Raw genomic sequence first — 25,605 nt, 5'->3', positions numbered from 1 at the left:
CGGCGATTGGGCCCGTACAGGCAACCAAGGGACCCCTGCATGAACCCAACCTTCGCCTCCCTCAGCCTCGCCCACCTGCGCACCCTCGACTGCCTCCTGCAGCTCAAGAACCTCAGCCACGCCGCCGTTCGCCTGGACGTCAGCCAATCGGCCCTGAGTCGTCAGCTGGCCCACCTGCGCGAAGCTTTCGACGACCCGTTGCTGGTGCGCCAAGGCCGCGGCTATGTCCTCAGCGAACACGCCGACTCCCTGGTCGAACCCCTGCGCCAGGTGCTCGAGGAACTCCAGGCCCTGCGCCAACCTGCAGCGTTCGACCCAGCCCGCTGCGAACGACGTTTCTGCCTTGCCGCTTCCGACTATGTTGCCGAACACATGCTGCCGCTGCTGGTGGCTGCGCTTGAGCAGGAAGCCCCCGGTGTGTCCATCGACTACCGAACCTGGCAGGCGGGCCAGTACGCTTTGCTCGCCAGGGGCGAGATCGACCTGGCCACCACGCTGTTCGACGAATCGCCCGCCAACCTGCACGGTCGCCTGCTCGGTGAAGACCGCGCGGTGTGCCTGATGCGCCGCGATCATCCACTGGCGGCCAGCGAGGCGCTGAGCCAGGACGACTACCTGGCGTTCAAGCACGTGCGCATCTCCGGTGGTGGCGACAAGGACAGTTTCATCGACCGCCATTTGCGCGCCCAGGGCCTGCAACGTCGGGTCAGCCTGGAAGTGCCGTTCTTCTCGGCCACGGTGCAGGTCATCGGCAACAGCCAGGCACTGGCGACCGTGCCCGAGCACATCGCCCGCCAGCTGTGTCGCCTGCATCCATTGGCCTGGCGGCCGCTGGGGTTCGTCGAGCATACCCAGCGCTACTGGGTGGTATGGCATCAGCGCTTGCAGGCGTCGGCCGAGCACCGCTGGCTGCGCAAGCGGGTGTTCGAGTTGTGGCGCCAGTCGCAGTTCGGTGTGCAAGGCGGGCATGCGGATCTGCCATAGCAGGTATGCATGAAGCGGGGGTATTCATGCAGGGGCGGGCGCCTAGACTTGGGGCATTGAGTTGTCTGCACGGGCCCTGTCGCCGGCAAGCCGGCTCCCACAGTTCACGATCCTCGTGGGAGCCGGCTTGCCGGCGATGAGGCCGGTGCAGCCAGCAAAACATCCCCAGGAGCCCCCATGACCCCCGAACAATTCCGCCAGTACGGCCACCAACTGATCGACCTGATCGCCGACTACCGCCAGACCGTCGGCGAGCGCCCGGTCATGGCCCAGGTCGAGCCCGGCTACCTCAAATCTGCCCTGCCGGCCGCCGCCCCGCAGCAGGGTGAGCCGTTCGAAGCGATCCTCGATGACGTCAACCAGTTGGTCATGCCCGGCCTGTCGCACTGGCAGCACCCGGATTTCTACGGCTACTTCCCGTCCAATGGCACGCTGTCGTCGGTACTGGGCGACTTCCTCAGCACCGGCCTCGGTGTGCTCGGCCTGTCGTGGCAATCGAGCCCGGCGCTGAGCGAGCTCGAGGAAACCACCCTCGACTGGTTGCGTCAGTTGCTCGGCCTGTCGGCGCAGTGGAGCGGGGTGATCCAGGACACGGCCTCCACCAGTACCCTGGTCGCGCTGATCTGTGCCCGTGAACGTGCCAGCGACTATGCCCTGGTGCGTGGCGGCCTGCAGGCCGAAGCCAAGCCCTTGATCGTCTATGTCAGCGCCCATGCCCACAGCTCGGTGGACAAGGCTGCGCTGCTGGCAGGCTTTGGCCGCGCCAACATCCGCCTGATCGCCACCGACGCGCAGTTCGCCATGCGTCCCGATGCCCTGCAGGCGGCCATCGAGCAGGACCTGGCCGCTGGTAACCAACCTTGCGCGGTGGTCGCCACGACCGGTACCACGACGACCACCGCGCTGGACCCTTTACGTGCCATCGGCGAGATTGCCCAGGCCAGGGGCTTGTGGTTGCACGTCGACTCGGCCATGGCCGGCTCGGCGATGATCCTGCCGGAATGCCGCTGGATGTGGGACGGCATCGAGCTGGCCGATTCGGTGGTGGTCAATGCGCACAAGTGGCTCGGGGTGGCGTTCGACTGCTCGATTTATTACGTACGCGACCCGCAGCACCTGATCCGGGTGATGAGCACCAACCCCAGTTACCTGCAGTCAGCGGTCGATGGCGAGGTGAAGAACCTGCGCGACTGGGGCATTGCGCTGGGGCGCCGGTTCCGTGCGTTGAAACTGTGGTTCATGTTGCGCAGCGAGGGTGTCGAGGCGCTGCAGCAGCGTTTGCGGCGGGACCTGGACAATGCGCGCTGGCTGGCCGAGCAGGTGCAGGCGGCGGGGGAGTGGGCGTTGCTGGCGCCGGTGCAGTTGCAGACCTTGTGCCTTGTCCACAGGCCAGCGGGGTTGGAAGGGGACGCGCTGGATGCGCATACCAAGGCCTGGGCCGAGCGGCTGAATGCGTCCGGAGAGGCTTACGTGACGCCGGCGACCCTGGAGGGGCGCTGGATGGTACGGGTGTCGGTGGGAGCGTTGCCGACCGAGCGTGAGCATGTCGAGAAGCTGTGGGCGCGCTTGCAGCAGGTTGTCAAAGGCTGAAATCGTTGCGGCCCGATCGCCGGCAAGCCGGCTCCCACATGGAACGTACCTGTGGGAGCCGGCTTGCCGGCGATTGGGCTGCAAAGCAGCCCCATACGATCTGTCAGCTGCTCACCGGCTGCAAGCCACCCTTGCGGCTCTGCTCGAAAGCGGCCTTCTCCATCGGCCTGGCCTGTGGATTGCCCAGATCTTCCATCGCCAACCGATGCGTCTCCGGCGCAATGTACGCCGCCAGCGCACACAGGCAGGTAATGAAGAACGCCAGCCCACCAATCACCAGCGGAATGTTGTCCGAACCCGGCGGCGCCACCAGGGCGAACAGTGCCGGCAGCATGGCCGTCAGCATGGTGCCGACGTTCTGCGCGATGGCCATGGCCGACACCCGGTAGCGGGTCTGGAACAGCTCCGGATAGAAGCTGGGGAACACCGCGTTGTAACCCTGGTAGACCATGCCCCACATCAGGATCGAGGCAGCAAAGGCCAGCGGCACGTTCTGGATGCTGATCGCATACAGGTAGACGAACGCCAGCAGGCCCGAGCCCAGGCAACCGGCGATCATGGTCGGGCGACGGCCGATCTTGTCGGACAGGTTGCCGACGAAGGGAATCACCAGCACCGCGACAATGTTGCCCACCACCGGGATCCACAGGTACACGCTCTTGTCGAAGCCGATGCCGTAGGCAGGCTGTACCGCATAGGCCGCGCCGAAGATGGTGGCCACCACCGGGATCACGTTCATCAGGGCCATGAACATCACCAGCACCATGTGCTTCCAGCTGTGGCGGAACGCCTCGCTGATGGGCGACTTGGCCACCTTGTCCTGCTTCTCTTCCTTCACGAATGCCGGCGTCTCATGCACTTCCTTGCGGATGATGAAGCCTGCGATCAGTACCATGGCGCTCATCAGGAACGGAATTCGCCAGCCCCACTCGTTGAACGCCTCGCTGGGCATGAAGTAGGCCAGCGGCAGGAACACCGCTGCCGCCAGCACCTGACCGGCCTGCACGCCCTGCAGGGTGAAGCTGGCGTAATAACCGCGGCGTCCGAACGGGGCATGCTCCATGATCATCGAACTGGCCCCGGAGATCTCGCCGGCCACGGCAAAGCCCTGGATCAGCCGCAGCACCACCAGCAAGGCCGGGGCGAGGATACCGCTGTCGTGGTAGGTGGGCAGCAGGCCGACAGCCATGGTCGACAGGCCCATCAGGAACATGCACAGCAGCAGGACATTCTTGCGCCCGCGGGTGTCTCCCCAGTGGCCCAGCACGAAGGCGCCGACAGGGCGTGCCAGGTAGCCGACACCGTAGGTGGCCAGGGAGGCGATGATGGCCATTTTCGGGTCGGTGTTGGGAAAGAAGATCTGCGGGAAGATCAGTGCCGCGGCCTGGGCATAGATGAAGAAATCGTAGTACTCGAGTGCCGAGCCTATCCATCCGCTGGCGGTCGCTTTCCTGGCTTGAGAGCTTGAGTGGGCCATGGGTATCTCCGTTGTTCTTGTTGGTTCCCGCACGTCGAACGTGGGGTTATTTCGGGAGTGTGGGTGTGCGCGCTGGGTTGATGTTTGCCCAGGGGGTGGGGCGAATCAATTCGTTGAAACGGGTTTTGTGCGATAATCGAACGCAAAACTAACCGTTCCGTACAAAGTGATTGAAGGGGCGACTTTACCCGCGAATAATCGACGGTGCCAGGAAGTCGGGTGCTGTAGAGGCTCGACTGGCCCTATCGCCGGCAAGCCGGCTCCCACAGAGGTCTGTGCAATCCCTGTGAGAGCCGGCTTGCCGGCGATAGGGCCTGATCAGAAGCCCGCACTTCCAGCCCCGTAGCCCAATAACAAGGAACTCCCCCATGCAGCGTTCGATAGCCACCGTGTCCTTGAGCGGCACCCTGCCGGAAAAGCTCGAAGCCATCGCCGCCGCCGGTTTCGACGGCGTCGAGATCTTCGAGAACGACTTGCTCTATTACGCCGGCAGCCCGCGTGAAGTGCGGCAGATGTGCGCCGATCTCGGCATCGCCATCACCTTGTTCCAGCCCTTTCGTGATTTCGAAGGCTGCCGTCGCGAGCGCCTGCAGAAGAACCTTGACCGCGCCGAGCGCAAGTTCGACCTGATGCACGAGCTGGGCACCGACCTGGTCCTGGTGTGCAGCAACGTCCAGGCCGACGCATCGGGTGAACAACAGTTGCTGGTGGACGACCTGCGCCTGCTGGCCGAGCATGCTGGCCGGCGCGGCCTGCGCATCGGCTATGAGGCACTGGCCTGGGGCCGTCACGTCAACACCTACCAGCAGGCGTGGAACCTGGTGCGTCAGGCCGACCACCCGGCGCTGGGGGTGATCCTCGACAGTTTCCATACCTTGTCGCTCAAGGGCGACCCGGCTGCGATCGGCGAGATACCGGGCGACAAGATCTTCTTCGTGCAGATGGCCGACGCGCCGATCCTGAACATGGATGTGCTGGAGTGGAGCCGCCACTTCCGGTGCTTCCCGGGGCAGGGCGAAATGGACCTGGCCGGTTTTCTTGCGCCGATCCTTGCCACGGGCTATCGCGGGCCATTGTCGCTGGAAATCTTCAATGACGGTTTCCGCGCAGCGCCGCCACGGCAGAACGCCGCCGATGGTTTGCGTTCGCTGCTGTACCTGGAAGAACAGACGCGTTTGCGACTGGAGCAGGAAGGTACTGCCATCGAGCCGGGCGTGCTGTTCACCCCGCCGGCAGCCAGCGCCTATGACGGCGTGGAGTTCCTCGAATTTGCAGTGGATGAAGCCGTCGGCGCCCGCCTGGGCAGCTGGCTCAAGCGCCTGGGCTTTGCCGAAGCCGGCAAGCACCGCAGCAAGGATGTGCGCCTGCTGCGCCAGAACGACATCAACATCGTGCTCAATGCCGAGCCTTACTCGTTCGGCCACAACTTCTTCGAAGCCCATGGCCCGTCCCTGTGCGCCACAGCGTTGCGGGTCAAAGACGAACAGACCGCGCTGCAGCGCGCCACCGACTTTCGTGGCCAGCCGTTTCGCGGCCTGGTCGGCCCTAACGAGTGCGAAGTGCCCGCCGTCCGAGCGCCAGATGGCAGCCTGATCTACCTGGTGGAGCAGGGCGCCCAGGGCCCGTCGCTGTACGACACCGATTTCCGTCTGGACCCGGCCATCACTGCCAGCGGTGGCCTGCAGCGCATCGACCACATGGCCCTGGCACTGCCTGCCGAATCGCTGGACAGCTGGGTGCTGTTCTACAAGAGCCTGTTCGACTTCGCCGCCGACGATGAGGTGGTGCTCCCCGATCCCTACGGCCTGGTCAAGAGCCGCGCGCTGCGCAGCCAGTGCGGCAGCCTGCGCCTGCCGTTGAACATCTCGGAGAACCGCAACACCGCGATTGCCCACGCCTTGTCCAGTTACCGCGGCTCGGGGGTGCACCATATTGCCTTCGATTGTGCGGATATCTTCCGTGAAGTGGCGCGGGCGAAGGAGGCCGGCGTGCCGCTGCTGGAAATTCCGTTGAACTACTACGACGATCTGGCGGCACGGTTCGATTTCGACGACGAGTTTCTCAGCGAGCTGGCGTATTACAACGTGCTGTATGACCGTGATGCCCAGGGCGGAGAGTTGTTCCACGTCTACACCGAGCCGTTCGAAGAGCGGTTCTTCTTCGAGATCATCCAGCGCAAGGCGGGGTATACCGGATACGGCGCGGCGAACGTGGCGGTGCGTCTGGCGGCGATGGCCAAGCGACGCAGTGGGGCGGTGCGCAAGCCGGTTTTGTAGTCGGCTGTAGGGCCCTATCGCTGGCAAGCCAGCGATGAGGCCAGTCCACTCAGAAGGGCATTCAGCGCCTTGGTCGTTATCGAGCGGCAGGTAGCAAAAACATCGCAGCTTTCATCGAGGAATCTAAACTTGTCTGAAGGTCCGAGTGTGCAGTTGTCGAGGTTCATCCTGGCGAGGAGGGCAGACGATGAGAGCATTGCGATGGGGCACGTTGGCAGGCGTGGTGTGGATGGCCCTGCTCACGGCATCGGGCATGGCCCGCGCCGAAGGGGTTGCGATGATTACCGGCGAGCAATGGATGCAGTCGTCCGAGCAGCTCAAGAAGGTCTATCTCATCGGCATCGCCAACGCCTACGAGGTAGAGGCGGCCTACTACGGGGCGAAACCGCCCTCCGATGAGCAAAGCCTGATTCCACGTTTCGGCCGAGGCTTGAAGGGCCAGACGCTCGACACCGTCCGCGAAAAGCTCAACCAGTGGTACGCCGCCCATCCCGAGCAGGTCAAACGGCCCGTCATCGAGACCATCTGGTTCGAGATGGTGCAACCCGGCCTGAAGCAGAACAAGTAGCGGAGGTGAACATGAACCGGTTGCAATGCTTTGCCCTGGCCCTCACCGCAGCGAGTGCGATGGGCTGCACGTCGATGAGCGCCCAGCAGCAAGGGACAGTGAGCGGTGCGGCCATCGGTGCCGCAGCCGGCGCGGGGATTGCCGCGATCGCCGGAGGCAGCGGATGGACAGGCGCAGCGGTCGGCGCCGTCGCGGGTGGGGTTGTCGGCAATATCAGGGGCAGCAGGCAGCAGAAGTGAGCCCGCGTCGGGTGTGAGGCACTCGCCCCATTCCTGATCACCCGACCAACAGCGCGCTTCCCTGCACCGGCTCGCTCACGGATAATCCCCAGCTATTCCAACAGACAGCCCGTGAGCCGCTATGAGCAATCCCGTAGTCCACCTCGGCCAGCCTGAGATCGAGGGGGCGCGCAAGTCGCGCAAGAACAACCCCGAGAAAACCCGCGAGGACATCCTTCAGGCCGCCATCAATGAGTTCGTCCAGCAAGGCCTGGCCGGCGCGCGGGTGGACGCCATCGCCGAGCGCACGGCCACCTCCAAGCGCATGATCTACTACTACTTCGGCAGCAAGGAGCAGCTGTATGTCGAGTGCCTGGTCAAGCTCTACGGCGATATCCGCAAGACCGAGCACGGCCTGGACCTGGAGTCGCTGCCAGCGGAGGTGGCGATCCAGCGCCTGGCCGAATTCACCTTCGACCACCATGATCGCAACGTCGACTTCGTGCGCATGGTCTGCACCGAGAACATCCACTACGGCGAGTATGTGAAGAAGTCGCCGGTCATTCGCGAGATGAGCAGCCTGGTGGTGAAGGCGCTGGAAAAAACCCTGGAGCGCGGTGTGGCCGAAGGGGTGTTCCGCTCCGGTATCGAGGTCATCGACCTGCACATGCTGATGAGCTCGTTCTGCTTCTATCGGGTCTCCAACCGCCACACCTTCGGTCACATCTTCGACATCGACATGTCCGACGAGCAGGTCAAGCAGCGCCACAAGGCGATGATCTGCGATGTGGTGTTGCGCTACCTGCGCGCCTGAGCCGTGCTCACTCGCCCAGCCGTTGCTCGCGCGACGGCGGGTAGCCGAAGTAGGCCGCGTAGCACTTGCTGAAGTGCGACACCGAGACGAAGCCGCAGGCCACCGCCACCTCCATCACCGACAGGTCCGAGTACTGCAGCAGGCGGCGGCTCTTGGTGATGCGCAGCTCCATGTAGTAGCGCCGCGGCGAAGTGCCGAGCTGGGCCTGGAACAGGCGGTCGATCTGGCGCCGCGAGCGGCCGCTGTAGGCGGCCAGCTGGTCGAGGCTGAGGGTTTCTTCGAGGTTGTTCTCCATCAGCTCGACGATGGTGCGCAGGTGCAGGCTCATGGACTTCTTCGCCCCAGGCCCTACCTGGCGGTAGCGCGCGCCGGAAAACGACAGGATTTCCTCGACGCCTTCGGCCAGTCCATCCCCATACAAGCGGCGCACCAGCCCGAGCATGAGTTCCATGGCGCCATTGGGGCTGGCGGCAGTGAGGCGGTCGCGGTCGAGGGTAAAGCTGGCGGGGGTGATGCGCGTTTGCGGGCTGCGCTCGGAAAGGCTGGCGCGTTGCTCGGGGTGGATACTGCAGCCGTAGTCATCGAGCACCCCGGCACGGCCGAGGAACCACGCCCCATTCCACAGCCCGGCCAACGCCATGCCGTGGCCGGCGCAGTCACCCAGCAGGCGGTCGAGCTCCGGGTATTTGAGTGGGGTACGCAGGCCGCCGCAGACGATCAGCAGGTCGAGCTCTCGGGTTTCCTTGGCCGACAGCTCGGTGGCCACCAGTTCCAGGCCCAGGTCGCTCAGCACGCGGTCGCCGTCCAGCGACAACGGGGTGAAGCGGAAGCTGTCGGCGCGCAGCAGGTTGGCGGTGACCAGCACGTCCATGGCCACGGTGAAACTGGCCATGGAGAAGTGCTCGAGCAACACGAAGTCGACCCGGTAGGGGGCCTGGGGGCTGTCGGCGGCTGACTTGAGCCGCAGCATGTTGCTGGTGCTGGTCTTCTTGCTGAACTGGCGTGGGGTGGGCACTCTGGACTCCGCTTCCTGGCTGGCTTGCAGAGTGTGGCGGGTGGCCGTGGGAAAGACAATCGCCCAGGTGGCGGTGTCGCATTCGAGGTCGGGTGGAGGCAACTGGGTTTGTCGGTGGATTTTCGGCGCCCATGAGATCGAGCGCCGCCCGCGCGGCGCGCGATCTCACAGGCGCAAGATCTCCATCGGCGAACACCTTCATGACCTACTCAAGCCCAAACCATACCCCCATCAACCAAAATCCAACTGAACCCTCACCTCTGGCAGCTACCCAACCCCTTACATGCCAACGGGAGAGTGCTCATGGAAATCGGAACGGTCTGGATCATCGTCGCAGCCGTGGTCATCGCACTGGAGATCTTCGCCATCTGGCACATCATCGGCAGCGACCGGAGTGCCGAGCGCAAGATGCTGTGGGTTGTCTTCGTCGTCTACGCACCCGTTCCGGGGCTGCTGTTCTGGGCCTGGCGTGGCCCGCGTGCGGTGAAGGGCAGGGCAGTGCTGCAGGAAAAATGAAGCCATCGCGCATCAGGCGCGCCGTGCGCCTGATGCGCCAAGCAGTGGTCAGGCGAGGATGCTGAAGCGGATGGCGGGCCCGAGGCCGTCGACCATCAGGCTGCCGTAGAACTTGACCCGGGTGAGGGCCTTCAAGCCCTTGAGCTCTTCGTGGATGCGGCCGCGAATTTGGCGTTGGGCTTCATCGATGCGGTCGTGGATGGTGCTGTGGTACAGGTGGACCTCACCGAGCAAGGTAGTCTCGATCTGCGGCAGCGGATCCCAACCGATCTCACGCAGGTGCAGGCGGGCTTGCGCGGCCGCGCCCTCGTCGTCATCGCTGCGGGGCTTGATGGTGTAGGCGAGCTGGAAATGATGCTGGGTCATGGGCATCTCCTTGATGCGGACTGATGGCTGGCCTCCGTGCCGGAACCTGCAATCTACAGCGCTGTGCGCGCTGTGCCTATAAACATGATGTGGACGTTTCGTGCAGGCTGTCGCGAAAATCCCTACATAAAAACCGTAGAATGGCCGTTTTTCGCCGAGCCCGCCCATGCTGCCCATCGAGCTTCTGCCCACCACGCCGGACCAGGCCGAACTGATCCGCAACCTCTACCAGTTCTACGCCTACGAATCCTCTGACTGGGAGCAGGAAGACGTGGAGGTCGACGGGCGTTTCTACATCCACGAAGCGCACCTGCAGCGTTACTGGCAAGCCCCGGGCTGGAGCGCCAACCTGGTGCTGCTCGATGGCTACATCGCAGGCTTCGTGCTGATCGAACGCAGCGAGTTGCCGGATATCGATGCCTTGGAACTGGCCGACCTATTCATCCTCAAGCGCTACCGCCGCCAGGGCATCGGCCGGGCGGTGGCGCAACAGTTCCTGGGCAGCCCCGGCGACTGGCTGCTGCGCTGCCATGTCCTGGACCCGGTTGCGGTAGCCTTCTGCAAGGCGATGGTCGCCGAACTGTACCGGCCGGTGCAGCAGATGATGCTGGAAGATGACCCGGACCTGCTGACCTATCGCATCACGTCTGCCCTGCATTGAGTTGCGCCCTGGTCTGCAAAATTCTGTGACCCACTTCACAAAATTCATTCAAGCGGCATAATGCCAGCATCGCTATCAAAGTCCCGGCCGCTCTATTCCGGGGTTCCTTTTCGTGCACGTTGCAGGTTCAGGTAAATTTCATGTCGCTAGTCGCAAGCCCCGACATCATGTACCGGCTGTTGATCCAGAGCGTGGTGGACTACGCCATCTACCTGCTCACCCCCGAAGGTATCGTCGCCAACTGGAACCCCGGCGCCCAGCGGGCCAAGGGCTATTTCGCCGAGGAAATCGTCGGCAAGCATTACTCGTTGTTCTATACCGAAGCCGATCGCGCCGCCGGTCTGCCCGAGCAGAACCTGGAGCAGGCCCGCCAGACCGGGCGTTTCGAGGAGGTCGGCGTGCGCCTGCGCAAGGACGGCAGCGTCTTTCACGCCCATGTGGTGATCGATGCCGTGCGCGATGACGCCGGCAAGCTGGTCGGCTTCGCCAAGGTCACCCGCGATATTTCCGAACGCCGGCAACAGGAGCTGGAGCTGCTGCAGGCCAAGGAGCTGGCCGAGCAGTACAGCCAGGAAATGGCCAACCTGTCGCAGTTTCTCGATTCGGTGATTGCCAACATTCCCGCCAGCGTCATCGTCCAGGACCTGGAAACCCAGCGCATCCTGCTGGCCAACCAGCAGGCCGAACGGCTGTTCGGCGGGCCGGGCTGCAGCATGATCGGGCGCCTCCCCGGCGAATGCATGGCCCCGGGCGCCGCCGACTACCTGGAGCAGCAGCTCGGCCGCGGCGCCCGCAGCAGCAAGGGTTTCGCCGCCGAAACACGGGTCGATACCCTGTGTGGCCCACGCACCTTGCGCAGCCGCGCATTGCTCAGCCAGAACCGCGAAGGCCAGGCCGACTATGTCCTGTTCGTCGCCGAGGATGCCACCGAAGAGCTGGCGGCCCACGCCCAGATCCACCACATGGCGCACCACGATGCGCTGACCGGCCTGCCCAACCGCACCCTGTTCAACGAGCGCCTCAAGCAGGCCCTGGTGCGCGGCCACGAGCATGACCGGCTGACCGCCGCGTTGTGCCTGGACCTGGACAACTTTAAGAACATCAACGACTCGCTCGGCCATGCCTTCGGCGACAAGCTCTTGCGCGCGCTGGGCAAACGCCTGCGCCGCGAACTGCGCGAGCACGACACCCTGGCGCGCCTGGGTGGCGACGAGTTCGCCGTGGTCCTGACCGGCCTTGAACACCGCGATGCCGCCAGTCATACCGCGCAGCGGCTGATCGAGGCCATCAGCCCGCCCTTCCAGATCGAGGGCCATCAGTTCTCGGTGGGCGTGAGCATCGGCATCGCCTTGTCTCCCGATGACAACGACCAGGCCGAGCAGCTGCTGGGCTATGCCGACATGGCCTTGTACGAAGCCAAGCGCAACGGTCGCAACCGCTACGAGTGCTTCAACGTCGAACTCGATGTCGCCGCACGCCAGCGCCGCCTGGTGGAAACCGACCTGCGCACCGCGCTGCACCTGGGGCAGCTGCACCTGCATTACCAGCCGGTGGTGGATCAGCAGACCAACAGCGTGACTGGCTACGAAGCGCTGTTGCGCTGGGAGCACCCGACTCGCGGCATGGTCATGCCCATGGACTTCATCCCCATTGCCGAGGAAACCGGGCTGATCCACGAACTCGGCACCCGGGCGCTGAACCTGGCGTGCCAGGAGGCGGCCAGCTGGGACAGCGAGCAGACGGTGTCGGTCAACCTGTCGCCGGTGCAGTTCAAGAACGGCAACCTGGTCCACATCGTGTCCCTGGCCCTTGCCGACTCCGGCCTGCCGGCGCAGCGTCTGGAGCTGGAAATCACCGAATCGGTGCTTTTGGGCAACAGTGAAGAGAACGTGCGTACCCTGCGGGCGCTGAAGGACCTGGGCGTATCGATTTCGCTGGACGACTTTGGCACCGGCTATTCGTCGCTGGGCTACCTGCGCTCGTTCCCGTTCGACCGGATCAAGATCGACAAGTCGTTCGTGCACGACATGTGCGAGAGCCGCGAGGCGATGTCGATCATCCGCGCCATCACCGAGCTGTCCAACAGCCTGATGATCAAGACCACGGCCGAGGGAGTGGAGTCCGAGGAGCAGATGCAGCGGCTGGCCGCCGAAGGCTGCTCGCACTTCCAGGGTTACCTGTACGGCCGGCCGGCGCCGGCCAGCGAGCGGTTGAAAGAGGTGGCGGCAGTGTGACGAAGGCGGCGCCGGGACAAAGTGGTCGATCAGCGAACGGAATGCGTCTTGCCGTTCAGGTGCAGCGGGGATTGCCCTTGGGTAAGTCGTCGTATCTCTTCTAGAATCCCTGCTGTCGCACCTGCCGTAACCCGGGCGCTGCATGCCGCCGCGCCGCCGTCGAGATCGCCATGAGTTCCAGCACCCCCTTGTCCGGTGTCAACCAGCCCTTGCGCGGCATTGCCCTGGTGGTGGTGGCGACGTTCCTGTTTGCCAGCCACGATGCGCTGTCCAAGTTTCTCGGCGGGCTGTATCCGATCGTCATGGTGGTGTGGGTCCGCTATGTGGTGCACACCTTGCTCATGGCCGGGATCTTCCTGCCCAGGTCCGGCCTCAACGTGCTGCGTACCCGGCGACCCGTGCTGCAGACCCTGCGCGCATTGAGCCTGCTCAGTACCAGCCTGCTGTTCACCACCGGCTTGCAGTACCTGCCGCTGGCCGAAGCCACATCGGTCAACTTCCTCGCTCCGGTGCTGGTCACCGCGTTGTCCGCGCCGCTGCTCAAGGAGCGGGTCACGGCGGGGCAGTGGCTGGCGGTGGTGCTGGGGTTCATTGGCGTGCTGGTGGTGGTGCATCCGGGCGGTGCAATGTTCACCCCGGCGATTCTCTATCCGCTCGGTTCGGCGCTGGGCTTCTGCTTCTACCAGTTGCTGACGCGAATGGTCGCCGCCTACGACAGCCCCACCACCAGCAACTTCTACGCCGGGTTGTGCAACACCTTGGTGATGAGCGCGCTGGTGCCGTTCTTCTGGCAGCTGCCGCGCTGGGACCATGCGCTGTTGATGCTGGCGCTCGGTGGCTTCGGCATGAGCGCGCATTTGCTGCTGACCCAGGCCTTCCGCCATGCCGCACCGGCGCTGTTGGCGCCGTTCAGTTATTGCCAGATCGTGTTCGCCGGGCTGTTGGGCCTGGTGATCTACAGCCAGGTGCCGGACAGTGCCAGCTTGCTGGGGATCGCGATCATCTGCGTGAGCGGGCTGGGGGCAGCGTGGATGCAGCGCAGCAAATGAGGCGCTGCAGCGCTACTGGCCTTGCGCAGCCTTGGGCACGCGCCGATAGAGCGGTCGTGGGGTGCTCGGGTCGAGCTCGTTGAGCCGGCTGCCGGCCACGCTGAAACCTGATCGTTGCGCCAGGCGCTGGCTCGCGTGGTTGTCGATGTCGGTGGTCAGCCACACCGGCGTGTCGATCGCATCGAGCAGGCCGACCAGCGCTTCACGCATCAGGCCCTGGCCACTGCTGGCCTGGCTGACCCAGTAGCCCACTTCGTATTCGCCATTGCCAGGGCTCAGACCGATGCAGCCGATCACCGCATGGCCGTCCGGGCGCAGCACGAAGTAGCGCTTCTCCGCGGTCGGTTCGAGGAATTCGCGGGCGCTCGCGTGCAGGCTTTCGCGCACTTCGTCCAGCGTCCAGTCAGGTTTGGCCCAGGCCAGGAATGGCTCATGCAGGCTGTAGCTGTCCAGCAGGGCGTGCAGCACTTGCTCGGCAAGCGCCGGCTCGGGACGCACCAGGCGTGTGCGTGGCGTAGACAGGGTGCGAGGCAGCGTGGCGTGGGACATGGGCCTTCCTGGCTGTGAGTGGAGTGAGGCGAACAATCTAATCACAGTTTCCGCGTGTTGTACCGGCCACGGTGTTCGCGGATGCCGGGGACCAGGCCGCATGCGCATAGCGAAACTTACGTGGCGGATATCGCCGCGGTAATGCTGACTGACGATTGGCGGCGCGAGTGCTAGCGAAGCGGGACCCGTCGGTCTACGCTGACTATCTGAGAAACATTCTGCAACATTCGGCCAGCAGGCCCTGATGGATCTCGTTCAATTGTCGGTGATGGAAGGCCGCGCTGGTTGGCAGGTCGCCCCATGGGGGGGCCGGACATCACGGGAAGCCTTGTGCAACCCGTGCAACTCCAAGCGGAGGCTCATCATGCTGAAGAAATGTATGTTGGCGTTGGCCATCGGCGCGGTGCTGTCGGCATCGGCGGTACTCGTACCTGACTCTCTTGGCGGTGCATCCAGCGCGTATGCGAAGGATGGTGGCGGCGGTGGAGGTGGCGGGCACGGCGGTGGCGGGGGTGGCAGTGGTGGAGGCGGTGGGCACGGCGGCAGCGGCGGTGGTGGCCACGGCGGTGGTGGTGGAAGTGGCGGCGGTGGTCACGGCGGTGGCGGCAGTGGCGGAGGTGGTGGTCACGGCGGCAGCGGCGGTGGTGGTGGACACGGTAGCGGCGCAGGCCATGGCGGTGCGGGTAGCGGTCATAGTGGCGATGGTGGTGGCCATGCCAGTTCAGGTCGTGGAGAGAGCGGCCGGAATGGGGCAGATGATGGCGCCAACCACGAAGCCAACCATGAGGCAAATCACGAAGCGAACCACGAGGCAAATCACGAAGCAAATCACGAAGCGAATCACAATGTAGGCGAGGCGCACGGCGTAGGGCATGGCGCGGATGATGGGGTGAATCATGATGTCGGGGATGATCATGGAGGTGATCGGACCTGACAGTGGCAGAACCGTTGCGGCCCTATCGCCGGCAAGCCGGCTGCCACAGGTACCTGCTGAGTTCTTCAACTCGGTGGGGTATCTGTAGGAGCCAGCTTGCTGGCGATGAGGCCACAGCGGACGCTGCAAGGCTCAGATCGACAACCGCACCACCCTGGCATCAAACGCCTGCTCCTGCTGTACCCGCCGCTTGTTCACCACCAACTCGCCAATGGCAATCAGCCGCGTGCGCGTGACATTGCGCGACAACCCTAGCAACTGTGCGGTATGTACCTGGTTGTAATGGCAGAAGTGGTAGGCCGAGCGCAGCAGCGCATTTTCGACCTTCTCGTACAACTCCCCAGGCTGCTCCTCGTACAACCGGCTGAATGCCTGCAAAAGCAAGTCTTCGACGCCATTGTTGCTGGCCTCCTGACGCTCCAGGCGCAGATGGGACAGACGCAGATCCTGCGCCTGCACCAGCCCATCGCCGCAGGTCAGCAGGCTGTGATGAATCACGTTCTCCAGTTCGCGAATGTTGCCCGGCCAGCTGTACTCGACCAGCTTGGCCTGAGCCTTGGGGCTGAGTTCCACCGGGCCGTAGCCCAGGCGCTCGCTGTAGCTGCGGATGAAGTGCCGGGCCAGCGGCAAGATGTCGCCGGGCCGGTCGCGCAGCGGGTGCAGCTGCAGGGCCACCACGTTCAGTCGGTAGTAAAGGTCTTCGCGAAAATGCCCGGCATTGATGGCTTTTTCCAGCTGCACGTTGGTTGCCGCCAGCACCCGCACATTGATCGCAATGCTCTTGCGCGAGCCCAGCCGCACCACCTCGCGCTCCTGCAACACGCGCAGCAGCTTGACCTGGATCGGCAGCGGCAGGTCACCGATCTCGTCGAGGAACAGCGTGCCGCCGTTGGCCTCCTCGAACCAGCCGGCCTTGGCCGCCAGGGCGCCGGTGAAGGCGCCTTTTTCATGGCCGAACAGCTCGGCCTCGACCAGCGACTCGGAGAACGCGCCGCAGTTGACCGCGACGAACGGGCCGTTGCGCCGGCCGCTGAGGTTGTGGATGTGGCGTGCGACCAGCTCCTTGCCCGTGCCGGTTTCGCCGATGATCAGGACGCTGGCCTCGCTGGGGGCGACCTGCTGCAAGTGGGCGAGAAGCGCCAGCGATCTGGGGTCCTCGAAGACCTGTGCGGTCGCCCTGATCGAGGTAGCCAGTTGCGGTGACGGGGGGAGGGTCAGCAGTTGCATGGGCGATCCTCAGGAATAGAAGGATGGGGCAGGGCGCTGGCCGCTGAGGGCCCACTCGCCGAGCTCGTGGATGCGGTAGTCCACCGGGTCGTGCAGGGTTTGCGTTCTCAGGTTGCGCCAATGGCGGTCGAAGCGCAGCGAAGCATGGGTGGCGCGGGCGCCGGTGACTTCGAACAGGCGGTTGCAGATGTCCAGGCCGTGGCGCGTGGCCGCGACCTTGGCGGTGCCGATGGCCAGGGCCAGGTCGCCGCGCTCCTCGGCGCTCAGCGCCTGTGCCTTGGCCCAGGCACTGTCGAGTTGCCGGGCGGCACGTTCGATCAGCAGCCGCACGCTTTCCAGGCCGACCCAGAACTCGCCGTAGTGGCGCAGCACGTAAGGGTCGTCGGCGGGGCTGGTGGCCCCCGAACGGAACCACGGCCGGCTTTCCTTGAGGGTGTACTGGCGCGCCTCGTCGAATGCACCTTCGGCGATGCCGAGGAACAGGTTGGCGAAATGCAGTTGGGCGATCAGTGGGCGCAGGGCGGCGAAGGGAGTGCTCAGCGGTCCGGGGTCGAGCAACAGTTCGTCATGCTCGACGCGCACCCGTTCGAAAGTGGCGCTGCCACTGTCGGTCTGGCGCTGGCCGATGTTGTTCCAGTCGTTGTGCAGGCTGATGCCGGTGCGGCCGCTGGGGATCGCGGCAATCAGCAGCTTGCCGCCGGCGCGTTCGTCCACGGCCGAGGCAATCAGCATTTCCGAGTCACTGGCGCCGGAGCAGAAGCTTTTCTTGCCCGAGAACTCGCACCAGCCGTCGAAGTGCTTGACCACCGTGCGGGTGTCCAGTGGGTTGAGGGCATTACCCCAGAACCAGTGTTTGCGCGCGGTCTGCTCGAACCACGGCTGCCATTGCTCAGGGCGCGAGAACAGGCGCACGGTGGCCAGCATCAGGTGATGGAAGCCGAGCACGTGGGCGAGCGAGCTGTCGACGCGAGCGAACTCGCGCACCACCTCCAAGGTGTCGTGCCAGCTGGCGCCCTGGCCACCGAAGGCCTGCGGGATCACCAGCGACAGCAGGCCACTGTCGCGCAGTGCATCGCGTTCGGCCTTGGGCGTGCCGCCGCGCTCGTCACGCTCGACGGCGCTTTGGGCAAATTGCCCGGCCAGCTCACGGGCAATGGCCAGGGCCGAACGCTGGGCAGGGTTTACCGGTGCATTCATGGCCACTCCTCAGGCGCTCTTGCGCAGCGCATGGTGGGCGCCGAACAGCGGCACGGCGCGCTCGGCGGCCAGGCGGATGCGGGCGTTCAAGGCATCGCTGGAGACCCGGTAATCGGCGAGCTCTGCCTGGCTGGCATACACCCCGATCGGCAAGGTCAGCGCCTGCAGGAAGCTGAACAGCGGGCGCAACTGGTGATCCAGCACCAGCGCGTGGCGTTCACTGCCACCAGTGGCGGCCAGCAGGACCGGGGTGTCTGTCAGCGCGTCCTGGCCGATCAGGTCGAACAGGTGCTTGAAGTGGCCGGGGAAGCTGCCGCGGTAGACCGGTGTGGCCACCACCAGCAGGTCGGCCTTTTCCACCAGGCGCAACTGCTGCTCGACGGTCTTGGGCAATTCGTTGCGCCACAGCGCGGCGCCAAGGGGCCGGGCGATATCGCCCAGTTCGATCAAGTGCGGCTTGATGTTCAGGTGCTGGCCCAGTTCGGCGAGGATGGCCTCGGTCAGGGTGAGGGTGCGTGAGGGGCGGGAAGTGCCGCCGGACAAGGCTACGACGTTCAGGGGGGCGCTCATGGCATGTCTCCGGTTCAGGAAAGGGGACTTTGCTTGAGCAATCGTCGTGCCGGGTTGTGATGTCGTTATTAATCAACAAGTTGCATGCATTCCAAGGGTGCGACTGGTGTTGCCTTGCGGGCCTTGGATGTTGATCCGGTGTTGCGCTGCAGACAGTTGGCCAGGTGTTGGCGGCTGTACAGTTGGGGGAGTTATAGAGCAAATGCGATTTGATAAAAAAGAATAAGAATTCATATTCTTATATCTTTATTGTTTTTAGGGCCCAATCGCCGGCAAGCCGGCGATTGGGCCCTGGAAAGCAAAAAAAAGCCCGCTGACCGAGCGGGCTGAACGTAGAGCACTCGCGTGATTCAGTGGCCAAGGCCATCGCTGATGACGATCCCCTTGGCCTGCATGGCCTCGATCAAGCCTGCCCGCACATGGGGCAGGTTGAGCATGCTGTTGTGGCGTACCCGCTGGACTTCTTCACCACTGTACGGCTGCCACCGCTCGGGCGTGCTGCCGCCTGCCATCCCCTCCTTGGCCAGCAGCCAATTGAGCAGGTCGGCAATCTGCTGATCGTTCAGCGCCGACTGGGAAATCCCCGGCACCCGCACCAGGAACTCGCGGCCTCCAGGCACGCGCAGGAAATTGCCGACAAAGCCCTGCATGCGCGGGGTATCGTTGGCCGCCGAGCCTTCGCCATGGTCGCGGTGGCAGCCCGCGCACTGCAGCTGGTAGTTCACCGGCACCGAGTACCCGGCCTGGGCGATCGGCACCGGCGGTACCTCGTTGCCCGGCGTCGAGCGCTGGTTGGGGTTGGGCAGGGTCCTGGCCTGGGCCAGTGGCGCCAGCAGGCACAGGAGCAGAAGCGCCATCACACCCTTCATGGCGCTACACCGCCACGCCGCGGATGATGGTGACGGTGCAGTTGTAGATCTTCGACTCGGCGCCCAGGCACCAGTTGATGTCGTTGTTGTTGAATGGCCGGTACAGCGGTTGTTCATCATCGTTGCGCGAGCAGGCGCACTGGCCGCAGGCATGCTTACCGCAGCAGTCGTTGTACGAAATGATGTAGTTCTTGCCATCGGCCGGGTTGCGGCAGGTGCCGATCCAGGTCACCAGGGAGGCATCGGTACCCGGCGGGCACGAGGTGATCGAGCCACCGCAGCACGAGCAGAGGAAGCCATCGATCGAGCAGTTGCGCCAGTAGTCGCAGCTGGTCGGGTCGCCCGGGTCGCCCATCTTCGGTTCATCGGCGGCCAATGCCTTGGCGGTGCGGTCGATCGGCAGGAGCACCGGCAGCGCGGCGCCGGCCACGATCAGCGAGCCGAGGCGCGCCAGCACCTTGCGCCGTGAGGTGGTGTCGGCGACATGGCGGCTGGAGCGTTCAAACAGTTTGTCGAGAAAACTCATGGGGGGCTCCGCGATCAGTGCTGCGCGCTGTGTGGGTGGGCGTGGTCATGGGCATGGTCGTGCTTGTGCTCGCCATGCAGGTAGTGCTGCAGGCTGGCGCTGCCCAAGTGGACGGTTTCGAACAGGCTGTCGAGGTGCTCGCGGGAGTTGACCAGGCCCTTGGCGCGCAGGGTGCCGGCCTGGTCGATGAGCACGGCATAGGGCAGCTTGCCGATCTGGTAGGTCATGCCGATCTCCGGGCCGACCACATAGGTGGCCTGCTGCAGGCCGTTGGCCTCGATCAGCGCCTGCTGCTCGGCGAAGTCGCCGTCGCTGACGTAGATCACGTCCAGGGCACCGCTGTTGTCCTTGGCGATCGACTTGACCGCCGGCAGCAGCGATTTGCACACCGGGCAGCCGGGGGCGAGGAAGAACAGCAGTTGCGAGCGTTCGCCGCGGTAGCCGATGTTCACCGGGCGGCCGTGGCGGTCGGCGGCGGTCACTTGCGGCGCAGGGTCGTTGACGGTGACGCCTTTGTCCACCATCAGCGCGCCTGCCGGGGCGATGCGTCCGTGCAGCACGCCGATCTGGCGCACCAGGGCCATGACCGTGAAGGCGACGGCGATCAGCAGCAGCCAGAGCAGGATGTTCGATGCGATGAGCAGTTGCATGGGGTTATCTCCCAGTCAATTTGGCAAGACGCGGCTGGTTGGCCAGCAGGCCATCCACCGCTACATGAATCAGCAGTGCCACGGCACCGGCCGCGATCACCACGAAGATATCCAGCGCGCCCAGCGCGCGTTCGGACATGGGCACGGCGGCCAGGCCCGCGAGCAGGGCGATCACCAGGTTGCGCAGCAGCAGCACCGGGCGCAGCGGTTGCGCGGCACCGGGGCCGGAGCAGCCACAGTCGATGTCGCGACGCCCGCGCCACAGGTTCAGGCCGATGGCGCTGGCGTACAGCGCCATCAGCAGCACCACGCCCAGCGCCGCCAGGCTGTGCCAGGCGGGCAGCAGCAAGGCCAGCGCCAGACCTAGTTCGGCCAGCGCCAGGCTGGCCGTTGCCGTGGGCACCAGTGCATCGGGCAGCACCTGATAGGCGCGCACGATGCCGTTGAACGCACGCCAGTCACGCAACTTGTGGCTGGCTGCGCTGGCCAGCAGCGCCGCCAGGGCGGTACCGGCGGCAGTCACCAGGACAGGATCAAGCATGGTCGGGTCTCCTGCTTACCAAGGGGCCAGGGTGAGCACTGGCGTGTCGGCGATCTGATCCATCGCGCCGCTGTGCTTGCCGGTGGCCAGGTCGAAGAACTGCACGCCGCCTTCCAGGTCGGTGGCCACCAGGATCGGCGCCTTGTCGTGGCTCGCCTGCAGGCTCCACACAGGTTTCGGCGATTCCAGGGTGCCGAGCTTCTTGCCGGTCTTGAGGTCGAACGACCAGATGGTGGTGCTCGGGTCTTCCCATTTGCCATCGGTGTGCTTGTCGTGCATCAGCGCATACAGGCGGTTCAGGCCAGGCGCCACGGCCAAGGCCTGCCAGCCACCTGGCGCCCAGCCTTGCTTGCGGTCCTCGTCGCTGACCAGTGACCAGGTGGGCAAGGGCTTGGTCTTGCCGCCCTCGAAGCTGACCGGGTACACCTCGCCCTGGGTGGTGGTGAAATAGTAGGTGTCACCATTGGCGATGGCGCGTTCGTTCAGGCGCACCTTGTTGGGGTCGAAGAACGGCGTTTGCGTGCGCAACACTTCCTTGCCCTGATCGTCCAGGGTGACCAGCAGCAGCTGGCCGTCACCGCACAGCGAGGCGAAGCTGCGCTTGCCCACCGGGTAGTTGAGCACGCATCCGCTGATCGCCACTTCGCTGGCGACCTTGCGCGCCTGGGTGTCGACCACGGTCACCGACGTCGAAGGGGTGAGGTTGAAGACATAGGCCAGCTTGCTGTCGGCGCTGACGCCCATGGCGTACTTCTCGGTCAGGGTGCTGGCACGCTTGGCCGGCAACACCACTTCCCATTGCGGGCGGAGGGTCTGGGTGTCCCAGGCCACCAGGACGTCTGTGCGTTCGCCGTAGGTGCCGCGCGAATAGAACAGGTTCGCCGAGTACAGGGTGCGGTTGTCCGGGCTGAGCGCGGTCGGTGCGACGAAGGCATTGGTGGTCATGCCGAGCATGCGCTTGGCCTTGGGGTCGACCACCACCACCTTGCCGGCGATAGGGTTCTTGAAGTCCACATCGAGGATGTAGACACGGTGGGGATCCGGTGGGAACGGCAGGGTGTTGCTGCCGATCTCTTCGGCGGGCAGCTCGGCCCGCACCGCGCTGGTGCTTGCGGCCAGGGCCAGGGCCAGGGCTGCCGAGATGCTGAGCCTGTCGACGCGACGCATTGGCTATCTCCGATGTTGTTATGGGTTATGCAGTCATCGCAGTGTGCCGCCTGGCCCGAGGCGCTGCTTTGGCCAGCGTGACATTCTCTTGAGGCTGCCTGACAAAACGCCTTGCAGGGCTGGCAGGCAGGTGGGCAGGCGCCTGAAGATCGGCCAGCACTGTTTTTCCACTGCCAATCCAGGAGTCATGTCATGAGCGATATCCAGCTGTTACCTGCCGTGGTCGAATTCCTCGCCAGGCCCCATGGCCATTTCATCGAGGGCCAATACCAGGCGGGCGAGGCGGGGCCGTCGATCGAGGTGTATGACCCCTCCCGCGGCGCAGTCATCAGCAAGGTCGCCGAGGCCAGCGAAGCCGAGGTGGCGCGTGCCGTGGACAGTGCCCGGCAGGCATTCAAGGGCGCCTGGGCCGAGGTTTCGCCGTATCAGAAGGGCGTGGTGCTCAACCGTCTGGCGGACTTGATCGAGACCCATGCCGAGGAGCTGGCACAGCTCGAAACCCTGTGCTCGGGCAAGTCGATCAACCTCTCGCGCGGTCTGGAAATCGCTCAAAGTGTAGTCTTTCTACGCTACTTCGCCGGCTGGGCGAGCAAGATCACCGGGCAGACCATGACCCCGTCGATCCCCTCGTTCGCCGGCGAGCGTTACACCGCGTTCACCCTGCGCGAGCCGGTGGGTGTGGTGGCCGGCATCGTGCCGTGGAACTTCTCGGTGATGATCGGTATCTGGAAGATCGCCTCGGCCCTGGTTACCGGCTGCACCATCGTGGTCAAGCCTAGCGAGTTCACCCCGCTGACGCTGCTGCGCATTGCCGAGCTTGCGATCGAAGCCGGTGTGCCGGCGGGCGCATTGAACGTGGTCAACGGCCGCGGCGCCGTGGGCCAGCGCCTGATCGAAAACGCCAGCGTGGCCAAGGTGGCGTTCACCGGCTCGGTGCCGACCGGCATTGCCGTGGGCAAGGCGGCGATGGCTGCCAACCTGACCCGCGCCACCCTGGAGCTGGGCGGCAAGAACGCGGCGGCGTTGCTGGCGGACGTGGACGTCGACAGCGCGGTGGCCGGCATCGTGCAGACCGCCTATGTGCACCAGGGCCAGGTGTGTGCCTCGCCTGAGCGGCTGTACGTGCACCGCAGCAAGGTCGACGAAGTCTCGCGCAAGCTGGGTGCGGCGCTGGGGCAACTGAAGATCGGTTCTGCGCTGGACCCCGAAGCCCAGTTCGGCCCGCTGGCCAATGCAGCGCACCTGCAGAAGATCCTCGGCTTCTTCGAACAGGCCCGCCGCAACAACACGGTGATTTGCGGCGCCAAGGCGGTCGAACGGCCGGGCTACTTCGTCGAGCCGACCGTGGTCCTGGCCAACGACGCCAGCGATCCATTGCTGCACGAGGAAACCTTCGGACCGATCGTCTGCGTGCTGCCATTCGATGACGAGGAGCAACTGGTCGAGTTGATGAACGACAGCCCCTACGGCCTGACCGCCAGCCTGTGGACCAACGACCTGTCCAAGGCGCTGCGGCTGATCCCCCGAATCGAGGCAGGCACGGTGTGGGTCAACATGCACACCTTCCTCGACCCGGCGGTGCCGTTTGGCGGCAGCAAGGCTTCAGGGATAGGGCGCGAGTTCGGCAGCGCGTTCATCGAGGATTACACCGAGTTGAAGTCGGTGATGATCCGCTACTGATTGATATCTCTGAGCGTAACCCTGCGGGAGCGGAGCTGGCTGTTCCCGTCAGGGCTTGCCAATTGGACATCAGCGGCTTGCCTCCTCGATTTCACGGGGGAAGCGGGGTTCGTAGCAGAGCAGCAGCGAGAGCCAGTGCCCGGTGGCGTGGATGAGGATCGCTGGCAGCAGCAGCACGTTGATGGCGACGAAGACCCACAGGCCGGTGTGACGCAGGAAGTGGGTGTCCAGGCCCCAGGCGGCCTTGAACGACAGCCAGGGCCAGGGGAATTTGCTGAGCAGCTTCTTCGGTGCGGGAGCGGCGGCGGGGCCGTCTTCCATGTAGCGGCGGATGTACTCCCAGAAGGCCAGCAACTCGCTGGCGTTGCGCGTTGGCTTGCCGACGAAGGTGACCTCCAGATTGTCGGTGGGGATGCCCTGCAAGTCCACGCCGTCACCCCGGTCCCAGACCAGGATGAGGAAGCCGCCGGTGCCCTCCAGTTCGCTCATCTTCTTGTCCAGGAGGATCTCGGTCTTGTCCCAGTCCATGATGAGGATGCCGCCCAGGTGCTTGGGGCGGAGTAGGTAGACCTTGCGGGTGATGCGGTTGAAACGAACGATGATGCGTCGGACGGTGAAGGACTCTAGGCGAAAGTATCGGAGTGTGTACTTAAGAAAGATGCCGAGTACCACTAGCCAAAATATCGGGAATAGGGTGAGAAAGAAGTAGTCCGAACCTGCCAAGAGTACGCCATCATTTCGATAACCTGAAGTGAGATCAGGAATGGATATACTCAAGGTCAACACGAGAGCGTGGATGATAATTCCATAGAAGCAGCCAGCAAAAAATGTAATGATGCCTCGTTTCTCATCATTGGGCGTGCGCAGATCGATGTATTGTTCGGAGTAGGAATAGAGGGACTCATTGTCGTAGACTTTTTCGGAGACAGAGTCGCCCACGCCTTCCGGAGCATGGAGCTCCTCCTGCCCCGGTTGACGTTGTTCCTTTTCGTATTCTTCGCAGGCTTCTTCGTAAGTCATCAGCGTTTTTGACCATTGAAAGCCGCGTTCCAGAAAATACATCAGAGTGTGCTCCTAATGGCGTTTTGCAGGATTTCAATTTCCCGCTCTTCAGTCTCGGCGATGCCATTGCTACGGCTCTTGCGGAATGTGCAATGGTCCAAATACCGCTGCAAGGCATCAGGAAGCACGAAGACTTCGACCAGAACCAACGACAAAATGACCAGATTGAGGCCGAAGAAGATGCGGAGCATTGGCACCATGCGCGCGGCCAAAGCGGTAGAGGTTCGCGCGCCTATTTTTATTAAGGGGCCAACAACTGGTTTGCTCCCGTATTTCTTTAGAAGGTATTCAAAAAGCGGGTTGGCAAGTCCCAGACCGACTGAAATCGATAGAGAAGATGCGCCTAGTTGCGTAGTTGCGCGTAAGAAATAGAATCCCGCTATCGAGTAATTGTCGAGTTTAAAATTCTTATAAGTGTCTTTGAGGTCATACCATGCCCCGACCGCAGCGGCACCCCCCGCCAAATTCCCCGCCGCCAACCGCAAGCCCCCACTGAACACCTTGGCTCCCTGCTGGACAGCCGCATTGCCGCTGCGCCCGGCCATGGCCACCGCGGTCGCCCCCAGTTCGACACCAGCAGCGGTAAGCGCCACCACGGCCGCCACAACCTCGACATACTCCCGGCTGTGCTTGTCTGTCACCGCCAGCTTGTTGTAGAGGTTCCACAGTTCCAGAAATACCAGCACGCGACCCACGCGCAGTTCCGCCATCGGTCCCTTGGTCTCAGCGCGCAAGGCGTCGTCAAAGCCGCGATCGATGGCCCGGTCCAGGCGCGCCTGCGCTCCCCGACTGAGTGCCTTGCCGTCACGCATCTCCAGGCGGAAGTGCCGGGCAAAGCGCCCCAGCCTGGCCTGGACGGTGGCGG

The 25,605-nt window shown here is 64.1% G+C and carries 27 protein-coding genes; 11 read left to right on the top strand and 16 right to left on the bottom strand.

The genetic code is table 11. The annotated features are described in order from the left end of the window. Positions 1-39 precede the first annotated feature (39 nt). Entirely contained in the window at positions 40-984 is a 945-nt protein-coding gene (locus tag PPL01S_RS12585) for a LysR family transcriptional regulator (RefSeq protein WP_028625571.1), read from the top strand. Between the two features lie 177 nt (positions 985-1,161). Further along, positions 1,162-2,574 (top strand): DOPA decarboxylase, encoded by a 1,413-nt coding sequence (locus PPL01S_RS12580; protein ID WP_016392033.1) that lies wholly within the window; start codon positions 1,162-1,164, stop codon positions 2,572-2,574. Between the two features lie 103 nt (positions 2,575-2,677). Here PPL01S_RS12580 and PPL01S_RS12575 read toward each other — a convergent pair whose 3' ends face one another. Next, positions 2,678-4,051, bottom strand: coding sequence for an MFS transporter (locus PPL01S_RS12575; protein ID WP_028625570.1), 1,374 nt, complete (start codon positions 4,049-4,051; stop codon positions 2,678-2,680). 368 nt (positions 4,052-4,419) lie between these two features. Between PPL01S_RS12575 and quiC the strand changes: the two genes are divergently transcribed. The 4 genes from quiC to PPL01S_RS12555 all read left to right on the top strand — a co-directional run bounded on the left by quiC (position 4,420) and on the right by PPL01S_RS12555 (position 7,927). Continuing rightward, entirely contained in the window at positions 4,420-6,327 is a 1,908-nt protein-coding gene (gene quiC, locus PPL01S_RS12570) for a 3-dehydroshikimate dehydratase QuiC (protein WP_016392031.1), read from the top strand. A 187-nt stretch (positions 6,328-6,514) separates the two neighbouring features. After that, complete coding sequence (locus PPL01S_RS12565) at positions 6,515-6,895, top strand: hypothetical protein (RefSeq protein WP_081663483.1); 381 nt, start codon at positions 6,515-6,517, stop codon at positions 6,893-6,895. An 11-nt stretch (positions 6,896-6,906) separates the two neighbouring features. Then, a complete protein-coding gene (locus PPL01S_RS12560; protein ID WP_016392029.1) occupies positions 6,907-7,134 on the top strand; it encodes a YMGG-like glycine zipper-containing protein in 228 nt (75 codons plus the stop codon). Between the two features lie 121 nt (positions 7,135-7,255). Then, a complete protein-coding gene (locus PPL01S_RS12555; protein ID WP_016392028.1) occupies positions 7,256-7,927 on the top strand; it encodes a TetR/AcrR family transcriptional regulator in 672 nt (223 codons plus the stop codon). A gap of 7 nt (positions 7,928-7,934) precedes the next feature. Here the strand turns inward: PPL01S_RS12555 and PPL01S_RS12550 are convergent, their stop codons facing one another. After that, complete coding sequence (locus tag PPL01S_RS12550) at positions 7,935-8,942, bottom strand: GlxA family transcriptional regulator (protein WP_016392027.1); 1,008 nt, start codon at positions 8,940-8,942, stop codon at positions 7,935-7,937. A gap of 303 nt (positions 8,943-9,245) precedes the next feature. Between PPL01S_RS12550 and PPL01S_RS12545 the strand changes: the two genes are divergently transcribed. Further along, positions 9,246-9,458 (top strand): PLDc N-terminal domain-containing protein, encoded by a 213-nt coding sequence (locus PPL01S_RS12545; protein ID WP_016392026.1) that lies wholly within the window; start codon positions 9,246-9,248, stop codon positions 9,456-9,458. Positions 9,459-9,506: 48 nt separating this feature from the next. Here the strand turns inward: PPL01S_RS12545 and PPL01S_RS12540 are convergent, their stop codons facing one another. Beyond that, a complete protein-coding gene (locus tag PPL01S_RS12540; protein WP_016392025.1) occupies positions 9,507-9,824 on the bottom strand; it encodes a hypothetical protein in 318 nt (105 codons plus the stop codon). 166 nt (positions 9,825-9,990) lie between these two features. Between PPL01S_RS12540 and PPL01S_RS12535 the strand changes: the two genes are divergently transcribed. The 3 genes from PPL01S_RS12535 to PPL01S_RS12525 all read left to right on the top strand — a co-directional run bounded on the left by PPL01S_RS12535 (position 9,991) and on the right by PPL01S_RS12525 (position 13,768). Then, positions 9,991-10,485, top strand: a complete 495-nt coding sequence (locus PPL01S_RS12535) for a GNAT family N-acetyltransferase (protein ID WP_016392024.1) — start codon at positions 9,991-9,993, stop codon at positions 10,483-10,485. Positions 10,486-10,625: 140 nt separating this feature from the next. Beyond that, positions 10,626-12,719: a putative bifunctional diguanylate cyclase/phosphodiesterase gene (locus PPL01S_RS12530; protein ID WP_028625568.1), complete on the top strand. Its 2,094-nt coding sequence runs from the start codon at positions 10,626-10,628 to the stop codon at positions 12,717-12,719. Between the two features lie 170 nt (positions 12,720-12,889). Then, entirely contained in the window at positions 12,890-13,768 is an 879-nt protein-coding gene (locus tag PPL01S_RS12525; protein ID WP_028625567.1) for a DMT family transporter, read from the top strand. A gap of 12 nt (positions 13,769-13,780) precedes the next feature. Here PPL01S_RS12525 and PPL01S_RS12520 read toward each other — a convergent pair whose 3' ends face one another. The 11 genes from PPL01S_RS12520 to PPL01S_RS12475 all read right to left on the bottom strand — a co-directional run bounded on the left by PPL01S_RS12520 (position 13,781) and on the right by PPL01S_RS12475 (position 21,998). Beyond that, entirely contained in the window at positions 13,781-14,317 is a 537-nt protein-coding gene (locus tag PPL01S_RS12520; protein ID WP_016392021.1) for a GNAT family N-acetyltransferase, read from the bottom strand. A gap of 316 nt (positions 14,318-14,633) precedes the next feature. Then, positions 14,634-15,032, bottom strand: a complete 399-nt coding sequence (locus PPL01S_RS26030) for a hypothetical protein (protein ID WP_162176852.1) — start codon at positions 15,030-15,032, stop codon at positions 14,634-14,636. A gap of 6 nt (positions 15,033-15,038) precedes the next feature. Next, on the bottom strand, positions 15,039-15,233 hold the full coding sequence (locus PPL01S_RS26025) for a hypothetical protein (RefSeq protein WP_144062858.1): 195 nt from the start codon (positions 15,231-15,233) through the stop codon (positions 15,039-15,041). A gap of 150 nt (positions 15,234-15,383) precedes the next feature. After that, positions 15,384-16,478 carry a sigma-54 interaction domain-containing protein gene (locus PPL01S_RS12510; protein ID WP_016392019.1) on the bottom strand — a complete coding sequence of 365 codons (1,095 nt, stop codon included), beginning with the start codon at positions 16,476-16,478 and terminating at the stop codon, positions 15,384-15,386. Between the two features lie 9 nt (positions 16,479-16,487). After that, a complete protein-coding gene (locus PPL01S_RS12505; RefSeq protein ID WP_016392018.1) occupies positions 16,488-17,675 on the bottom strand; it encodes an acyl-CoA dehydrogenase family protein in 1,188 nt (395 codons plus the stop codon). 9 nt (positions 17,676-17,684) lie between these two features. Beyond that, on the bottom strand, positions 17,685-18,245 hold the full coding sequence (msuE, locus tag PPL01S_RS12500; protein WP_016392017.1) for an FMN reductase: 561 nt from the start codon (positions 18,243-18,245) through the stop codon (positions 17,685-17,687). A gap of 350 nt (positions 18,246-18,595) precedes the next feature. Beyond that, positions 18,596-19,114 (bottom strand): cytochrome c family protein, encoded by a 519-nt coding sequence (locus PPL01S_RS12495; RefSeq protein WP_016392016.1) that lies wholly within the window; start codon positions 19,112-19,114, stop codon positions 18,596-18,598. Between the two features lie 4 nt (positions 19,115-19,118). Then, positions 19,119-19,640, bottom strand: coding sequence for a methylamine dehydrogenase light chain (locus PPL01S_RS12490; protein WP_016392015.1), 522 nt, complete (start codon positions 19,638-19,640; stop codon positions 19,119-19,121). A 14-nt stretch (positions 19,641-19,654) separates the two neighbouring features. After that, positions 19,655-20,290: a methylamine dehydrogenase accessory protein MauD gene (gene mauD, locus PPL01S_RS12485; protein ID WP_016392014.1), complete on the bottom strand. Its 636-nt coding sequence runs from the start codon at positions 20,288-20,290 to the stop codon at positions 19,655-19,657. 4 nt (positions 20,291-20,294) lie between these two features. Further along, entirely contained in the window at positions 20,295-20,831 is a 537-nt protein-coding gene (locus PPL01S_RS12480; RefSeq protein WP_016392013.1) for a MauE/DoxX family redox-associated membrane protein, read from the bottom strand. A gap of 15 nt (positions 20,832-20,846) precedes the next feature. Next, a complete protein-coding gene (locus PPL01S_RS12475; RefSeq protein WP_016392012.1) occupies positions 20,847-21,998 on the bottom strand; it encodes an amine dehydrogenase large subunit in 1,152 nt (383 codons plus the stop codon). Between the two features lie 192 nt (positions 21,999-22,190). On the opposite strand from PPL01S_RS12475, the gene PPL01S_RS12470 reads away from it, so the two are divergent. Next, on the top strand, positions 22,191-23,678 hold the full coding sequence (locus tag PPL01S_RS12470) for an aldehyde dehydrogenase family protein (RefSeq protein ID WP_016392011.1): 1,488 nt from the start codon (positions 22,191-22,193) through the stop codon (positions 23,676-23,678). Positions 23,679-23,747: 69 nt separating this feature from the next. Here the strand turns inward: PPL01S_RS12470 and PPL01S_RS12465 are convergent, their stop codons facing one another. Together PPL01S_RS12465 and PPL01S_RS25335 are read right to left on the bottom strand one after the other, a co-directional pair. Continuing rightward, positions 23,748-24,740 (bottom strand): DUF6708 domain-containing protein, encoded by a 993-nt coding sequence (locus PPL01S_RS12465; protein WP_042155997.1) that lies wholly within the window; start codon positions 24,738-24,740, stop codon positions 23,748-23,750. Further along, positions 24,740-25,605, bottom strand: an 866-nt coding sequence (locus PPL01S_RS25335) for a hypothetical protein (protein WP_042155995.1), incomplete at its 5' end; no start/stop codon positions are given. The genes PPL01S_RS25335 and PPL01S_RS12465, both read right to left, overlap by 1 nt.

The organism is Pseudomonas plecoglossicida NBRC 103162 = DSM 15088 (assembly GCF_000730665.1).
Lineage (GTDB): Bacteria > Pseudomonadota > Gammaproteobacteria > Pseudomonadales > Pseudomonadaceae > Aquipseudomonas > Aquipseudomonas plecoglossicida.
This window is presented reverse-complemented; position numbering and strand designations above follow the sequence as displayed.

What these genes read in the sequence shown, in the direction of transcription:
- PPL01S_RS12585 (WP_028625571.1), top strand. Translation starts at nt 40, where the DNA reads ATGAACCCAACCTTCGCCTCCCTCAGCCTCGCCCACCTGCGCACCCTC.
- PPL01S_RS12580 (WP_016392033.1), top strand. Translation starts at nt 1,162, where the DNA reads ATGACCCCCGAACAATTCCGCCAGTACGGCCACCAACTGATCGACCTG.
- PPL01S_RS12575 (WP_028625570.1), bottom strand. Translation starts at nt 4,051, where the DNA reads ATGGCCCACTCAAGCTCTCAAGCCAGGAAAGCGACCGCCAGCGGATGG.
- quiC (WP_016392031.1), top strand. Translation starts at nt 4,420, where the DNA reads ATGCAGCGTTCGATAGCCACCGTGTCCTTGAGCGGCACCCTGCCGGAA.
- PPL01S_RS12565 (WP_081663483.1), top strand. Translation starts at nt 6,515, where the DNA reads ATGAGAGCATTGCGATGGGGCACGTTGGCAGGCGTGGTGTGGATGGCC.
- PPL01S_RS12560 (WP_016392029.1), top strand. Translation starts at nt 6,907, where the DNA reads ATGAACCGGTTGCAATGCTTTGCCCTGGCCCTCACCGCAGCGAGTGCG.
- PPL01S_RS12555 (WP_016392028.1), top strand. Translation starts at nt 7,256, where the DNA reads ATGAGCAATCCCGTAGTCCACCTCGGCCAGCCTGAGATCGAGGGGGCG.
- PPL01S_RS12545 (WP_016392026.1), top strand. Translation starts at nt 9,246, where the DNA reads ATGGAAATCGGAACGGTCTGGATCATCGTCGCAGCCGTGGTCATCGCA.
- PPL01S_RS12540 (WP_016392025.1), bottom strand. Translation starts at nt 9,824, where the DNA reads ATGACCCAGCATCATTTCCAGCTCGCCTACACCATCAAGCCCCGCAGC.
- PPL01S_RS12535 (WP_016392024.1), top strand. Translation starts at nt 9,991, where the DNA reads ATGCTGCCCATCGAGCTTCTGCCCACCACGCCGGACCAGGCCGAACTG.
- PPL01S_RS12530 (WP_028625568.1), top strand. Translation starts at nt 10,626, where the DNA reads ATGTCGCTAGTCGCAAGCCCCGACATCATGTACCGGCTGTTGATCCAG.
- PPL01S_RS12525 (WP_028625567.1), top strand. Translation starts at nt 12,890, where the DNA reads ATGAGTTCCAGCACCCCCTTGTCCGGTGTCAACCAGCCCTTGCGCGGC.
- PPL01S_RS12520 (WP_016392021.1), bottom strand. Translation starts at nt 14,317, where the DNA reads ATGTCCCACGCCACGCTGCCTCGCACCCTGTCTACGCCACGCACACGC.
- PPL01S_RS26030 (WP_162176852.1), bottom strand. Translation starts at nt 15,032, where the DNA reads ATGGCCACCACCATCGCCACTATGACCGCTACCCGCACCGCCATGGCC.
- PPL01S_RS26025 (WP_144062858.1), bottom strand. Translation starts at nt 15,233, where the DNA reads ATGATCATCCCCGACATCATGATTCACCCCATCATCCGCGCCATGCCC.
- PPL01S_RS12510 (WP_016392019.1), bottom strand. Translation starts at nt 16,478, where the DNA reads ATGCAACTGCTGACCCTCCCCCCGTCACCGCAACTGGCTACCTCGATC.
- PPL01S_RS12505 (WP_016392018.1), bottom strand. Translation starts at nt 17,675, where the DNA reads ATGAATGCACCGGTAAACCCTGCCCAGCGTTCGGCCCTGGCCATTGCC.
- msuE (WP_016392017.1), bottom strand. Translation starts at nt 18,245, where the DNA reads ATGAGCGCCCCCCTGAACGTCGTAGCCTTGTCCGGCGGCACTTCCCGC.
- PPL01S_RS12495 (WP_016392016.1), bottom strand. Translation starts at nt 19,114, where the DNA reads ATGAAGGGTGTGATGGCGCTTCTGCTCCTGTGCCTGCTGGCGCCACTG.
- PPL01S_RS12490 (WP_016392015.1), bottom strand. Translation starts at nt 19,640, where the DNA reads ATGAGTTTTCTCGACAAACTGTTTGAACGCTCCAGCCGCCATGTCGCC.
- mauD (WP_016392014.1), bottom strand. Translation starts at nt 20,290, where the DNA reads ATGCAACTGCTCATCGCATCGAACATCCTGCTCTGGCTGCTGCTGATC.
- PPL01S_RS12480 (WP_016392013.1), bottom strand. Translation starts at nt 20,831, where the DNA reads ATGCTTGATCCTGTCCTGGTGACTGCCGCCGGTACCGCCCTGGCGGCG.
- PPL01S_RS12475 (WP_016392012.1), bottom strand. Translation starts at nt 21,998, where the DNA reads ATGCGTCGCGTCGACAGGCTCAGCATCTCGGCAGCCCTGGCCCTGGCC.
- PPL01S_RS12470 (WP_016392011.1), top strand. Translation starts at nt 22,191, where the DNA reads ATGAGCGATATCCAGCTGTTACCTGCCGTGGTCGAATTCCTCGCCAGG.
- PPL01S_RS12465 (WP_042155997.1), bottom strand. Translation starts at nt 24,740, where the DNA reads ATGTATTTTCTGGAACGCGGCTTTCAATGGTCAAAAACGCTGATGACT.